Origin of the sequence: Brevibacillus sp. IT-7CA2 (assembly GCF_949767855.1) — a bacterium.
In the GTDB taxonomy this organism is placed as follows: domain Bacteria; phylum Bacillota; class Bacilli; order Brevibacillales; family Brevibacillaceae; genus Brevibacillus.
This window is the reverse complement of sequence record NZ_CATKQT010000053.1, coordinates 185,301-198,185: the sequence shown is the minus strand read 5'-3', so window position 1 is coordinate 198,185 and position 12,885 is coordinate 185,301. Positions and strand designations below refer to the sequence as shown.

Sequence of the window (12,885 nt, the reverse complement as noted above, 5' to 3'; positions counted from 1 at the left end):
AGTGAAAGATTGTCAGCAGCTACTCCGTCTATACAGTGATAAGGAGGTGGAACACAGTGGATGATCATTTTGGCGCACGAATTGAGCAATGGTTTCTCACATACGGCCAAGATGTATATCGGTTTCTCGTCTATTATACGGGACGAACAGACATCGACGATCTTGTTCAAGAGACCTTTATTCGTGCCCTCAAAGCTATGCAGGGAACAGAGGTTGAGAATCCAAAAACGTGGCTGTTTGCCATAGCACGAAACGTAGCCATCGATGAAAGGCGCAAGACAAAACTGATTAGCTGGTTACCAGATATCTTCTTGCAGCATCTCGTTTCGCACGACAAAACACCGGAAGAGTCGCTGATATTAAGTGAAAACAAGCGTCTGCTCTATGAAATGATCAATCAGTTAAAGTCTTCTTACCGGGACGTGTTGATACTCAGAGGGATCAAGGGATTATCGAGCAAGGAGACTGCGGAGGTTTTGGGATGGAGCGAAGCCAAAGTCAATCTCACGATGCATAGAGCGATAAAGTCGATTCAAAACAAACGAAATGTTTCGATTGCGGAGGTGATGAACGATGCCATCATGTGATGAGCAGGTCATTCTGGAAGAATTGAATCAATTCCCGGAGCAAATCCTTTCCCGAGAACGAAGCCAAGCAATATTAGAGGGTGTGCGAGAAGAAGGAGGTAGACTTCAAAAAGTGAACAAACGAAAAATATACTATGGATGGCTGGCAAAAGGGCTGATCACCTGCGGCTTATTGCTCGGTTTTTTCTGGATGAAACCATTTTCTGCACCAGCAGAATCAACTAGCAGTGCAGCCTTGACTCCTGAAGAACAAACGTATTTTGCAGCTGCTCAAAAAGCCGTACAAGATGCGAGTGGCATTCAGAAGACCTTCCCATTTGGAGAGATCGAGAAAGACGCAGACTCCTATATGGTACAGGCAAAGGATCAAGAAACGAGAGAAGCCCTCGTAACTTTTAAGCCTGGTACCACAGAGGTTCTTACCGTCTTCGCGAGGTTTGCGATCAACGAATTACCGAAGCCCTATTATAAATATGTACAGACTGCACAAGAAGCATTTAAGGATACGAAACAACAGGTTACCTTCCAAAAAACCAGTTTTTTCAAAAGTGAGAAAGAAGCATATTTTTCCTTTTGGACAGAAGATAAACAGTACGTCAAAGTCGATTTCCTAACAAATAAAGTCTCTGGGTTCACATTATATTACAACCTGGAAGACGTCGATCAAAAGATCATCTCCATCGCGCAAACAGCCCTGATGCGTTTATCCAATGAAAAAAATCTTTCCTTTACCCAAGCCAAAAAACGTTCAGACGAAAGTGAAGATAAATGGTTGCTCATTAATAAACAAAAGAGATATGAGGTAATGATCGGAGCAAATACAGGTCAAGTGTATGAAGTGAGCCATGTAACAGATAACTATAAAATCAAAGCACTAAATGAAGTCATTCCCGTAACCAAGCCACTTATTCAAGACATTTTTGGCATAGATATCTCTGGGTATACGGCATACGGCGGCCGGGACTGGGGCGGCTATATTTTGAGAAGTCCGGGGAAACCAAGCTTCTCCATACAGCTTGGAAATTTGGATGTTGGTGATATTAATCGAATTGAAATCGAATAGGCAAAGACAACGTGACTGACTTGGTTCGGTCATTGCCGAGTAGAAACGGGTTCTATATTACGTATATGGAACCCGTTTTCCTTCTCCATCGCACTTTTGTTAGTCGATCGACAGCTTCATTTTCAGCCCCTCATGCGTCGCTTTAAATCCTAATCGTTCATAAAAGCGCAACGCATCTTCGCGTTGTTTATCTGTCGTTAGTTGAAACAGATGGCAGCCTCGATCTTTCGCCCGTTGTATGGCCCATTCGATTAACTTGCTCCCAACTCCTTGCCCCCTTTCCGTAGATGCAGTCCGAACCCCCTCAACCGTCGCTCTCCAGCTACCTTGATGTGTCAGATAAGGAGTAAACGTAATCTGAAGCACACCAATAATTTCCTCATCACGGCACGCCACAATCAATTCATTATTGGGGTCTGCATCAATGGATTCAAACGCTTTTATGTAGCTTTCTGGTAGCGGAGTTTCGTAACGCTCTCTCGTCTTACCTAATTCATCATCCGCAAGCATTTGCACAATTCTATTCAGGTCTTTTGCTGTTGCGACTCGAAAATGAATCATCGTTTGCCTCCAATCGACTTTGTTGTGCAATTATTCTAACATCTTACAAGAAAACCCCTTTAGCTAAAAGGGGTGGGTAATTCATATATTTTTACTTGCAGGTGTTTCTTCTATTCGGATTCAAAATCAGCGCGTCATCTTCCAGCTCAAACAATTTATCCAATAGCGCATCCATGCCATGCTCTAATTTATATTCCATCTCTTCTTTATACAAAGGAATTAAGAAATAGGCATGGATCTTGTTTCCGTCCTTGGCGGGAATGACACTGATTTCTTCCGATAACTGAAACAGAACGACTCCATTTAAACCCGTGCCATCTGCATATGGTTCATATTCCTGATAATTCGGTATCGTATGTCCGTATCCCAACCATGTATTGTACTGATGAGGAAACCGCGCCAGCTGCTTCATTAGTCTGATTGGCCAGTAGTTATTTTCATCCTGTAGCGACTCTTGTGTCAGCTCCCAGGAAGCCGGCAAGAATATCATCAGTTCTGCTCGCTCGATATTCTCTTCCATCTGCTCCTGTATTTCATCCGGGATCGTCATCGGTAAGTCACTCATCCCATTCGTATACAGAACCCAAAATGGTTCTTCTTCTGTAGGGCTCATCACGTTCACATCGATATGGATCGTATCGGAAATAATTTCGTGAAAAACACTGCTCTCTCTTCCCGCAAATACTGTTTCAAAGTGGTTCCCGATTTCTTCTACATATTCCATGGGAGCTGGGGGTTCATAAGTTGCCTGCTGGTCATATGTGTAAATCGTAGTGCCGTCCTTTGCCTTTTCTCCGTTGTTCGTGCCACCGAATAGCTTTTTGAAAAAGTTCATCGCAGATCCTCACCTTCTTATCATTCAGACGCTTGGTCCTCTCTATTGTATCGGCATGAGATACATCCAACTTTTACCTCATCTTTGTATTTCTTGCAAGAGAATTCCGAATCAACTTGCATAAAAAAAGAGAGGGTTATTCCCCCTCTTGATGACTCTCCTTACACCAACACTTGCAAATGCTCCCGTCCATTAAAAGCGACCAAGTCTTCTCCCTTAGTAACGCGACTGACCAAGTCAGGATTGGCAAGGAATGGACGTCCGAATGCCGCTACATCCATGATTCCATCCTGTACAGCCTGCTCGGCGTGATCAGGAGATAAATTGCCCACGCCTATGATGATGCCATCCCAGTATTGGCGGACGAGCTCGTGCAGCGTTTTGCCTTCTACAATCACTTGATCAAAATTCATTGTGGAAGGATGAAGCATCGTTAGTCCTGCTTCCTTAAATGCCTCTACAAAGGTTTGAATAGCCGCATCCGGATCCTCCCACATATACTCACGCTGATCATCCTTCAACGCAGAGAAGCGCATGATCGTTCTATCAGCGCCCACTTCGGAAATAACTGCTTTCGCCACCTCTTTCATGAAGGTCAAGCGTTGGCGCAAATCTCCTCCGTATTTGTCTTGGCGTTGATTGGATGTATTTGAATTAAATTGATCTATCAAATAGCCGTGCGCACCATGAATCTCAACGCCGTCAAAGCCTGCCATCATTGCATAGCGAGCAGCCTGCGCATACTGCTGAATCACTTCTTGAATATCGGCGAGCGACATCTCTTCCGGGATATCGTAAGGTTTGCCCAAGCGATGGACATGACCCTCTGCTCGCAGTGCAGAAGGAGCCTGCGGGGGTAAGCCTCCAGCGATCTCATGGTGTGACAACCGCCCGACATGCCAAATTTGTGCAATAATCACTCCCCCCGCCTGATGAACTGCGTCAGTGACCTTTTTCCAGCCTTCTATTTGTTCCGTGGTAAACAAGCCTGGAACACCCTTCGTTCCTTTTGCACGAGGACTAATGGCAACTCCCTCTGTAATGATCAGACCTACACCGTCTGCTGCTCGCTTCCGATAGTATTCGACGACATCCTGACCAACTACTCCAGTCTGGTCATCTGCGAAGGTGCGCGTCATTGGGGCCATTGCGATTCGATTACGCAGCTTCCAAGCTCCCATGTGAATTGGTTGCAGCAATAAATGTTCTCCCATTTTCATTTGCCCCTCTCCATCCTTACCTGTAAATTACTTACATCGTATAAGATCACCAGCTGCTTTTACAGATGACATGAAAGGAATTATGCTATTTTCCCCTTGAAATCAACGGTATTATGGGGATAAATCCTAAAAAGTAAAGGGGGGTCATGCGAATGGATCAAGTGGATAAGGAAATACTCATGATTTTGCAGGAGAATGCCCGCATTTCCATGACGGAATTGGGGAAAATGGTCAACCTGTCTCAACCGGCTACCACAGAAAGAGTTCGAAGAATGGAGGACAAAGGCGTCATCATGCAATATCGTGCCATCCTCGCTCCGGAAAAAGCAAATAAACATATCACTGCTTATTTGCTTTTTCATACAAAACGCTGCGAAAAATTCATCGAGTTTTGCAAGGAGTATCCAGATGTGTTGGAGCTGCACAGAATCAGCGGACAATACAATTACCTGCTGAAGGTCGTCACTGCTTCCATGCAGTCCTTGGAGGCGTTTATCAATGCCAGCGGGGAACACGGAGATTCCACGACTTTAATCGTCATGTCCTCACCAATCGAACAAAAAAAGATCGTTCCTCGTGTGATCGAGGAGTGCTAAACATCCTTCCCTGTAATAGCAAAAGAGGGAAGTCTCTCTAGCGCTCCCCTCTTCCGCCTTTCTTATTTCAATTCTGTATAGACGCTTCTGTTTTCATTGTCATTGTTTCTCGCTGCGTGTCCGGTTTTTTTATCGTAAGCAAACAACCAGGCTGCCAGTAGAAGCGCTAGCAAGACCAATGCAAATCCTGCCAAGCCTAGATTGTCTATAGAGGAACTGCTGATCATCAATCCCCCAATTCCTGAGCCAATAGCAAAGCCGAATTGGAGAAACGAAGTATTGACGCTTAAAGCAATATCCGGCGACTGGGGCACCAAGGTAACCAAATATAACTGCTGTGCCGGGGAGGTCATCCATGTGGCGGCCATCCACATCATGATCAACGGGGTGACAACATAGATCAAGCCGTCTGACCAGGTCAGCAACAGTAGCGTTCCAGCTTGGAGCGACAGTCCGGCATAGATTGTGAACTTGGACCCTTTCGTATCCGCTGCGACGCCTCCGATTTTGGAGCCAGCAAAACTGCAAATCCCTGAAAGCAGCAAAATGCCGGAAAGGGCCGCCGCAGACAGTTCGGCATTCGATTGCAAGAAGGGTGAGATATACGTAAACAGTGCAGAGTATCCTCCTATATAGAAAAGCGTAATGAGAACCGCCAGCACAATCTTTTTATCCTTCAGAATTGACAGCTGCATTCCGAGCGTAATGGCTCTCTTCTCAGTAATGGAAGGGACTCTGAGGAAAACCGCAAGCAGCGGAATTACCGTCAGCAACCCAACGATGACGAATAAGGTTCTCCACCCAAGCGTTTCGCTTAATAACGTGCCTACAGGTACGCCTAGAACAAGCGAACTGCTTAACCCTATCAGAATAGTGCCGATTGCACGACCTCGATTACGCTCTTCAACCAAACGCGTTGCGACAGCCATTGCAATCACCGTGGCAGCCCCTCCGCTGAGCCCCTGGATTATTCGTGTCATTAGCATCATCTCAAACGAAGGACTAAAATAGACCAGGATGCTGCTTAAAAGAAAAATGCCGAGCATCATAAGCAGTATTTTTCTTCGGTCCACCCGGATGGTTGTAGCGATCACGACGGGGGAGCCAATTGCTGCGGCAAGGGCGAACGCTGTGACGAGCGTCCCCGCTGCGGATGTCGTAATCCCAAGATCTGCTGCTACTATGTGAAGAATTCCGCTTATTATATATTCAATCGTCCCAATTAGAAACACCGCCAGTGCAAGCGAATAAACGACCCATTTATTGTTCATGAACGTTCCTCATTATCTTCAATTGGAATTTGGATTTCGATGAGATTAACACCTGGATTTCCAGGTAGTGGAACATAGAATTCTCTACCGGGCTGGTCGCCCCGTATGTGAAAGCCTTGCTGCTCAATCCATTCAGCAAGGTTTAAGCATGCCGTCTCTGAAAATCCCGAATCCGAACGGAATAACATCGTGGCCATCGTCACCGAGGGCAGGGAACGGAAATGAAGATGCTCGGGCAGCCTAAGGGCTTCCGATTTCACGACATAACCGGCCTCAAGCTCAAACTCATGGGCCGAGCTGCCGGATACGTTCCATAACACCGTTCGCGGGCCGGATAAGGCAGATCGGATTCGGCTATCAAGCAAGCCATCGAAGATATCGAAAAGATTTGGGATATCGTCAACCGTGCCCGTGGAAGCGTAAGTAACCATGTGCATGAATTCAACGCGCTTCACAACGATTTCTTGTTCTTTATCCATCTTTCCCTCACATTCCACAAGCTGCATTCGTTCTTTTATCCGGGAAAGCTTGGAGAGTTCGATATTTAGATTGCGCTCGATCTCACTCTCTTTGAACGTCAGCATACCGCGAATCTGTTCAGCTGATATATCTTCATGAAATAGCTTCGAGATTTGCTGCAACGTGAATCCCAGTTCCTTAAAAATCACAATTCGATTGATCTTCAGCAGTTGTTCCGCAGAGTAGTACCGATAACCGCTCGATTCGTCGGTCTTGGCCGGTTTTAAGAGTCCGATTTGATCGTAGTAACGTAGAGTTTGCAGCGGAATACGGCTCAGCTTGGAGAATTCGCTGATTTTAAACAATGTTTTCACCTTCTCTTCTGATTTTGTCGTTTAGATTCTACACTCTCCAGTTGAGTGTAAAGTCAAGAGTATTATTTCTCGTAGGAACAGGCCTTTTCTAGCAAATCGACGTCATCTTGCGAGAAAATCAAAAACCAAGTAAACTTTATCTCATTTACTGGGAGTATGAAAAATATGGAAAACACTTTTCAAAAAAATCCGCCACTTACAGCAGAACAAGTTCTGAATATCTAGAGGAGCTCGTCGGCTTTTTGCGTGCCATGACTGATTATACCTTTGATTGTTATATAAACGACTTGGCGGTACATAAAGATTACCAGAAGCTTGGGATCGGAAAGCAATTACTCAACCACCTTACTGCGCTTTTAGGCGATGGCGTTCTCGTATTCCTTATATCCTCGCAAGACGCAACAAGCTTTTATACAAAAATCAATTTCAAAGGTGAATTCGAGAAAGTTGGGCAGCCAATTTGCATGATTACAGGATGAACATCAAGCTAATATTGATAACCAAAAAGGAGTTTCCTTATGGACACCAGAATCCCGGAAAGCGTTAGACCTTTATTACACGACTATACGCAACGACTCATGGCAGAACTGCCTGATGTCATCTATGGTGTGTATTTGTATGGTTCGATTGCTCTGTCAGGCTTCGAGGAAGATAAGAGCGATATTGATTTTGTTACACTCTTGCATAGAGGGTTAACGAATGCCGAAAGAGAAACGCTCAAGAACATTCATCATGCTCTCCAAAACGCCAACTCACTCGCTAAAAGAATGGACGGCATGTATATCAAGCTGGATGACATCGGAAAAACCAATCCATCCTTGGAGCCTTATCCTTACGTTGACAGTGGGACATTCAAATCATCCGGTCACTATGATATCAATCATGTAACGTGGTGGATCCTCAAGCAACAGGGCATTGCCGTTAAGGGGAAAAGTGTTGAAGAATTACACATCCCTACCCAGTGGTTTGATGTCGGGGAAACGATGAAATACAATGTACATGATTATTGGTCGCCGAAAGGAAAAAGCATGGTGAAATTCATGCTCGATGAGTGGGTAGAATTCGCCGTTTTCACCTTATGCCGAATCTATTACGCGCTCACCCATGAGAGCATTATTCCGAAGAGAAAAGCCGTAGAACAAGCCCTGCAAGAACTTCCCAGTGAATGGCATCTTTTACTGAAAGAATCCTTGCGAATACGATACCAATCAAACGAACCATCTTTATTTTCGAACAGAATCAAGCGGGCAAAGGAGACTCAGAGATTTATACGCTATATCTGCGAGCTGTCGCCTAGTACGATGGAATAACAACAAAATCGTCTATTCGAGGAGATATTTTTATGGATGGTTCAGTATTTTCAGCAAGGAACAAACCCGTACATCCTCCCACTTTTACAACTTTGCAAGAATACGTATTGTACAGTAACGCCACCAGCTTCTGGATGCCCTACCTTGCTGACATTCTGAAACGTCATGACCTGTTCGAAGCCGATCAAGAGCTGGTGGCTGGGATTGGCGGGACGTATCCTACCTTTCTTTACGGCGATGTCGTAGTCAAACTGTTCGGATACTTGCAACCATGGCGCAGGAGCCATTCTGTTGAACGCGCTGCACAGACCTTGCTCGCCAACGACCCGGAAATTGCTGCACCCAGACTGCTTGCCGAAGGGTACCTATTCGATGATGCCAACCATCCATGGCCATACTTGATTACCACACGCATGTCTGGCGTCTCCTGGCAAAATGCCAAGCTACCTTACGAACAACAGCTCTCTGTCGCTGCCGACTTGGGAAAACAAATAGCGAGAGTCCATGCGCTACCTCCAATCGGGATCGCTACACACGCAGATTGGGCGGACATGGATGTGATTGCTGCTGCAAAAAAGAGCTCGTTGCCGCCGCATTTGATCTCCCAAATTGATGACTATCTTGCGAGACTCGGGCCGCTTGATCCTGTCGTCGTCCACGGTGACTTGATGTTCCGTCATGTATTTGTGGAGAATGGCCGTCTCAGCGGGATTATCGATTGGGGCGATATGATGGTGACAGATCGACACTATGAGTTCGCCAAGCTGCACTTGGATTTGTTCGATTGTGACAAGACCTTGCTGAAAGCATTTCTCGAGGCAAGCAATTGGCCGCTAACCACCGATTTTGCCCACCAAGCGATGGCGCAAGCCCTCTATCGTCAAGCACATGGGCTTACGCAGCACTATGCCATGGACGTTTTCTACATGCTTCCTGATCGTTTGCCTTTGCAAGATATCCGCACACTCGAGGAACTCGCAAACGAGCTATTCGCTATTTAATCTTGGATGACGCTGGAGGAGATAATGGATCATCCCAAGACACCACCTTGGACCAAAGAAAGCGTACAGCGAGCCGAAGCTCTACGGAAAAGCCGCTTTGCGTAAAGAAGGAGATTTACTTATGAAGATCATGGAGCATTTGCACCTTGAGCATTTTAGACAAATGGCACAACTCGAGCTTCAATACTATGATGCTGAATTTATTACACCGTACCAAGAGAGCTACAATTGGTATTTGTTTCGTCCCGATTCAGTCGTTGCGATCGAAGAGAATGGGCGCATCATCGCTTTTATGAACCTGCTTCCCGTCAAGCCGCATATCTATCTGCAAATTGCGCAGGGGACGTTTAAAGACAGCCTGATGACGACTGCGGATATTGAAGATTTAACTACTTCTCCCGAGCAAGTCTATTATTTTCTGTCCTGTGTCGTTGTCGATCAATCTTATCGGAAAAGTCCTGCCTTGCGCATGATGCTACATCATTATCTCGATGTGCTGGCTCATGTTGAGCAGAGTGGCTGCCGCATCCAATCGATCATCATGGATAATATCACAGAAGCCGGCAATCGGTTCGCTCAGCGTCTTAGCATGAAGCATGTATGTATAAGTGACCACGACTCTCATATACATGCCTCGGACTATGAGAGTTTCAAACAGCATGTGCACGCGAGTTATCCCCTGCTTTCCCGCTAAAGGCTTCGCATCGACTTGATGCGAAGCCTTTTCGCGTAAAGCTACGTATATAGTGCCATCCATTCTCGCAGTCTCTCTTTTGCAAAAGCTCTTAATTCCGCTGGCTCCACTACCTCCATATGTCCGATCATATCCAAAATATCGCGACATGCTCTTTCATAGCTGTACAAATTGACCGTCAATTGCTCATACTCTCCCTGCTGCACAGCGGAAATCACCTCCAGCCTCTCTCGCACGGCCAGCTTTTCAGCATGCAATCTGATCACGACAGGAAAATACTCGACTTCACGACAAGCCTGCTTGAACGCCGCCTCCTGATTCGTCCAATAACCTGCCAACGAAAAGCTCTCTGGAATCTCGAATGCCTCCTCCCGTACATGAACAGAAGGAATCCGCTCGCACTTAAAAGTTCGAACCTCCTGCGCGTTTTCACAGTAAGCAACGAGATACCACTCCGTTTTTTTCACGACGAGACCGTAGGGACATACCGTACGTGACGAGCTACTCCCATCCATTTTGCGGTAGGCAATGACGACTTTGCTTAATCGCCAAACCGCTGCCCGCAAAACCTCCAGATTCGGTATGACTACTCTCTCTTCCCACCACGGCGCCTCATCGAAATAGAAACGCTTCTTCGCTTTCTCGATATCCGGCCGATAAGTCTGCGGCAACGTCTTTTCCAATTTGAGCAAAGCAGACGTTAATTTGTGTCCAGTCTCGGTATCCTGCCCTACATGAATCCCCCTCCCGGTCAAATACAAGTGCACGACATCATCGATGTACAGCTGTTTCAAATTGACCGTATATCCTTCCATCAAATAAATTCCACCGCCAGGCCCCGAAGTTGCCGCGATCGGAATCCCTGCCTGGGATAGTACGTCAATATCCCGATAAATCGAGCGAACAGACGTCTCCAGTGCTATAGCGAGTTCTTTTGCTTTCATTTTTCCTCTTGACTCTATCAGCAGCAATATCGCAATCAATCGATGCAGTCTCATCTCCAGCCTCCACGACAAAACGACCACTCTATTTTTCTTCAACGCGGCCAAATTGATGACACGATGTTGTCAACAATACAAAGATATCATAGAGCTATCATTATGGGAGGGATGCAGGATGAATATTGCGGTATTAGGAACTGGCTTTGGTGCGTACCATGCACATCTGCTGAAAAAAATGGATGGTGTGGATAGAGTGGTAGTTTTCGGTCGAAATGAATCGAAGCTGCAAAAGCTACAGGAAGAGCTGCATGTGGAGATTACAGAGCATATTGACGAGATCATGCGCGATCCTACTATCGATGTCGTGGACATTTGCTTGCCTTCGCAGCTGCATCGACAATTCGCTGTAGAAGCACTCGAAAACGGAAAGCATGTATTCTGCGAAACACCGGTTTGTTATACGCTAGACGATGCACAAGCCATGAAGCATGCAAGAGACTGGTCGGGGAAAAAGCTGTCGGTGAATCAGTTTATTAAATTTGACCCTGCGTACGCCTACCTTCACAGTGCTCAGACAGAAAACAAGTACGGACAGCTCCTCTCCCTCTCGCTCAAAAGAGAAACAGCTCCCCTATGGGGTGAGCTGGGCTTGTCCTCCATTACGACCAATCTGATGATCCACGAGCTGGACTTCGTAACATGGCTGTTCGGTCGCAATGCCAGTATGAGCGCATGGGGGGCAGAATCATCGGATAAAAAACAGTCTATCGTCCGCTCGCACTTTCATTACCCTGATACGCATGCTGAAATAGTCGCCTCCTCGCAGATGCCGACCTCGTACCCATTTACTGTCGGTTACGAAGCGTACTTTGAGAAGGCAAAGCTCGTCTTTCAGGAAACCGACAGCCATGGTCAGACGGAATCTTTCTTATGGGAATACACGTCCTCAGGCAAGAATGAGCTCGTTCTCCAACCCGTCAATCCGTATGAAGAGAGCTTACGGCATGCCATCCAATGCTTTACTGGCCATACACAATCGATCATCGATGTTGATCATGCTGTCGAGTCTTTGGAGCTCGCGCTTGCACTACAGAAACAGCTTGCACGTCAGTAAAGAACAAAACCTCCATGAAGCGTCTTCTCATGGACGGTTTTTGTTTCAGGTTAATTGAATTTTTTTCCACAAAAAAAACCGACTCCTTATTAGGAATCGGTTGTAGCCTGGCTAAACCTTATATTTTGCAGGAGCCATCTGCGCAATTGTCGCCGGATTGCTCGTCTTTTTTCTCGTCGTTCTGCACGAATTTCAGAGCAGGAGCTGCGCTTTCTTCTTCCCATACCTGGTTCAATGCGCCTAAAAAGACTTCTCCTGGCTGCGCGCCAGAGACTGCATATTTGTTATTAATGACAAAGAACGGTACACCCGTGACACCCAAATCGTTGCCTCTTTGTTTGTCCTCTTGTACTTGCTCTCTGTATTCGTCGCCTGCCAGCATGACGAGCGTCGCTTCCTTGTCCAAGCCTACCTCAGAAGCAAGCTGTGCCAGCACCTCGTGGTCACCGAGATGGAGCGATTCCGTAAAGTACGCCTTCAGCATTCGCTCCTTCATTTCCTTCATTTTTCCATGAGCATGGGCAAAGTGCGTCAAGCGGTGCGCATCGAATGTATTGGTCGGAATCATCGTGTCAAAATGATAGTCGAGACCAACGCCTTTTGCCATTTGGGTTACTTGGTCATTCATCCCCTTCGCCTGTGCGAGCGGAATGCTATACTTGGCTGCCAGTACTTCATGCATGTCCATATCGGTATCGCGTTCCATCTGCGGGTCGAGCTGGAAGCTGCGATATACGACCTCTACTTGATCCTTATGCGGAAATTGAGACAGTGCTCCTTCCAGACGGCGCTTTCCGATATAGCAAAACGGGCAGGCAAAATCAGACCAGATTTCAATTTTCATGTTCCATCCTCCTCT

At 46.3% G+C, this 12,885-nt stretch carries 14 protein-coding genes and 1 pseudogene; 8 read left to right on the top strand and 7 right to left on the bottom strand.

Annotated features, from left to right (window positions below; translation table 11 throughout):
- The first annotated feature begins 56 nt into the window (after positions 1-56).
- Both ACM6JA_RS28415 and ACM6JA_RS28410 read left to right on the top strand, forming a co-directional pair.
- On the top strand, positions 57-587 hold the full coding sequence (locus ACM6JA_RS28415; protein ID WP_414855097.1) for an RNA polymerase sigma factor: 531 nt from the start codon (positions 57-59) through the stop codon (positions 585-587).
- Positions 574-1,650, top strand: coding sequence for a hypothetical protein (locus tag ACM6JA_RS28410; RefSeq protein ID WP_414855096.1), 1,077 nt, complete (start codon positions 574-576; stop codon positions 1,648-1,650). The genes ACM6JA_RS28415 and ACM6JA_RS28410 overlap by 14 nt, the downstream gene beginning before the upstream one ends.
- Positions 1,651-1,749: 99 nt before the next feature.
- On the opposite strand, the gene ACM6JA_RS28405 is transcribed toward ACM6JA_RS28410, so the two are convergent.
- From ACM6JA_RS28405 to ACM6JA_RS28395, 3 genes and pseudogenes are all read right to left on the bottom strand, one after another.
- Complete coding sequence (locus ACM6JA_RS28405; protein ID WP_414855095.1) at positions 1,750-2,211, bottom strand: GNAT family N-acetyltransferase; 462 nt, start codon at positions 2,209-2,211, stop codon at positions 1,750-1,752.
- Positions 2,212-2,302: 91 nt separating this feature from the next.
- The gene (locus ACM6JA_RS28400; protein ID WP_414855094.1) at positions 2,303-3,046 is read right to left on the bottom strand and encodes a suppressor of fused domain protein; all 744 of its coding nucleotides are present in this window, start codon (positions 3,044-3,046) and stop codon (positions 2,303-2,305) included.
- 161 nt (positions 3,047-3,207) lie between these two features.
- Positions 3,208-4,254, bottom strand: a pseudogene (locus ACM6JA_RS28395) (alkene reductase); the annotation flags it as partial.
- 164 nt (positions 4,255-4,418) lie between these two features.
- On the opposite strand from ACM6JA_RS28395, the gene ACM6JA_RS28390 reads away from it, so the two are divergent.
- A complete protein-coding gene (locus ACM6JA_RS28390) occupies positions 4,419-4,862 on the top strand; it encodes an Lrp/AsnC family transcriptional regulator (RefSeq protein WP_414855093.1) in 444 nt (147 codons plus the stop codon).
- A 62-nt stretch (positions 4,863-4,924) separates the two neighbouring features.
- On the opposite strand, the gene ACM6JA_RS28385 is transcribed toward ACM6JA_RS28390, so the two are convergent.
- Both ACM6JA_RS28385 and ACM6JA_RS28380 read right to left on the bottom strand, forming a co-directional pair.
- Complete coding sequence (locus ACM6JA_RS28385; protein ID WP_414855092.1) at positions 4,925-6,133, bottom strand: MFS transporter; 1,209 nt, start codon at positions 6,131-6,133, stop codon at positions 4,925-4,927.
- Complete coding sequence (locus ACM6JA_RS28380; protein ID WP_414855167.1) at positions 6,130-6,957, bottom strand: MerR family transcriptional regulator; 828 nt, start codon at positions 6,955-6,957, stop codon at positions 6,130-6,132. The genes ACM6JA_RS28385 and ACM6JA_RS28380 overlap by 4 nt, the downstream gene beginning before the upstream one ends.
- Positions 6,958-7,073: 116 nt before the next feature.
- On the opposite strand from ACM6JA_RS28380, the gene ACM6JA_RS28375 reads away from it, so the two are divergent.
- The 4 genes from ACM6JA_RS28375 to ACM6JA_RS28360 all read left to right on the top strand — a co-directional run bounded on the left by ACM6JA_RS28375 (position 7,074) and on the right by ACM6JA_RS28360 (position 9,971).
- Positions 7,074-7,445, top strand: coding sequence for a GNAT family N-acetyltransferase (locus ACM6JA_RS28375; protein ID WP_414855091.1), 372 nt, complete (start codon positions 7,074-7,076; stop codon positions 7,443-7,445).
- 39 nt (positions 7,446-7,484) lie between these two features.
- Complete coding sequence (locus ACM6JA_RS28370; protein ID WP_414855090.1) at positions 7,485-8,276, top strand: aminoglycoside adenylyltransferase domain-containing protein; 792 nt, start codon at positions 7,485-7,487, stop codon at positions 8,274-8,276.
- A 32-nt stretch (positions 8,277-8,308) separates the two neighbouring features.
- Positions 8,309-9,277 carry a phosphotransferase family protein gene (locus ACM6JA_RS28365; protein WP_414855089.1) on the top strand — a complete coding sequence of 323 codons (969 nt, stop codon included), beginning with the start codon at positions 8,309-8,311 and terminating at the stop codon, positions 9,275-9,277.
- A gap of 121 nt (positions 9,278-9,398) precedes the next feature.
- Positions 9,399-9,971, top strand: coding sequence for a hypothetical protein (locus tag ACM6JA_RS28360; protein ID WP_414855088.1), 573 nt, complete (start codon positions 9,399-9,401; stop codon positions 9,969-9,971).
- 41 nt (positions 9,972-10,012) lie between these two features.
- Here ACM6JA_RS28360 and ACM6JA_RS28355 read toward each other — a convergent pair whose 3' ends face one another.
- Positions 10,013-10,969: a helix-turn-helix transcriptional regulator gene (locus tag ACM6JA_RS28355; protein ID WP_414855087.1), complete on the bottom strand. Its 957-nt coding sequence runs from the start codon at positions 10,967-10,969 to the stop codon at positions 10,013-10,015.
- A gap of 118 nt (positions 10,970-11,087) precedes the next feature.
- Between ACM6JA_RS28355 and ACM6JA_RS28350 the strand changes: the two genes are divergently transcribed.
- Positions 11,088-12,026 (top strand): Gfo/Idh/MocA family protein, encoded by a 939-nt coding sequence (locus ACM6JA_RS28350; RefSeq protein WP_414855086.1) that lies wholly within the window; start codon positions 11,088-11,090, stop codon positions 12,024-12,026.
- Positions 12,027-12,144: 118 nt separating this feature from the next.
- On the opposite strand, the gene ACM6JA_RS28345 is transcribed toward ACM6JA_RS28350, so the two are convergent.
- The gene (locus ACM6JA_RS28345) at positions 12,145-12,870 is read right to left on the bottom strand and encodes a DsbA family oxidoreductase (RefSeq protein ID WP_414855085.1); all 726 of its coding nucleotides are present in this window, start codon (positions 12,868-12,870) and stop codon (positions 12,145-12,147) included.
- Positions 12,871-12,885 lie beyond the last annotated feature (15 nt).

Excerpts from the sequence above, each read along its gene's own strand:
- ACM6JA_RS28410 (WP_414855096.1), top strand. The coding sequence starts at position 574 with ATGCCATCATGTGATGAGCAGGTCATTCTGGAAGAATTGAATCAATTC.
- ACM6JA_RS28405 (WP_414855095.1), bottom strand. The coding sequence starts at position 2,211 with ATGATTCATTTTCGAGTCGCAACAGCAAAAGACCTGAATAGAATTGTG.
- ACM6JA_RS28400 (WP_414855094.1), bottom strand. The coding sequence starts at position 3,046 with ATGAACTTTTTCAAAAAGCTATTCGGTGGCACGAACAACGGAGAAAAG.
- ACM6JA_RS28390 (WP_414855093.1), top strand. The coding sequence starts at position 4,419 with ATGGATCAAGTGGATAAGGAAATACTCATGATTTTGCAGGAGAATGCC.
- ACM6JA_RS28385 (WP_414855092.1), bottom strand. The coding sequence starts at position 6,133 with ATGAACAATAAATGGGTCGTTTATTCGCTTGCACTGGCGGTGTTTCTA.
- ACM6JA_RS28370 (WP_414855090.1), top strand. The coding sequence starts at position 7,485 with ATGGACACCAGAATCCCGGAAAGCGTTAGACCTTTATTACACGACTAT.
- ACM6JA_RS28365 (WP_414855089.1), top strand. The coding sequence starts at position 8,309 with ATGGATGGTTCAGTATTTTCAGCAAGGAACAAACCCGTACATCCTCCC.
- ACM6JA_RS28360 (WP_414855088.1), top strand. The coding sequence starts at position 9,399 with ATGAAGATCATGGAGCATTTGCACCTTGAGCATTTTAGACAAATGGCA.
- ACM6JA_RS28355 (WP_414855087.1), bottom strand. The coding sequence starts at position 10,969 with ATGAGACTGCATCGATTGATTGCGATATTGCTGCTGATAGAGTCAAGA.
- ACM6JA_RS28350 (WP_414855086.1), top strand. The coding sequence starts at position 11,088 with ATGAATATTGCGGTATTAGGAACTGGCTTTGGTGCGTACCATGCACAT.
- ACM6JA_RS28345 (WP_414855085.1), bottom strand. The coding sequence starts at position 12,870 with ATGAAAATTGAAATCTGGTCTGATTTTGCCTGCCCGTTTTGCTATATC.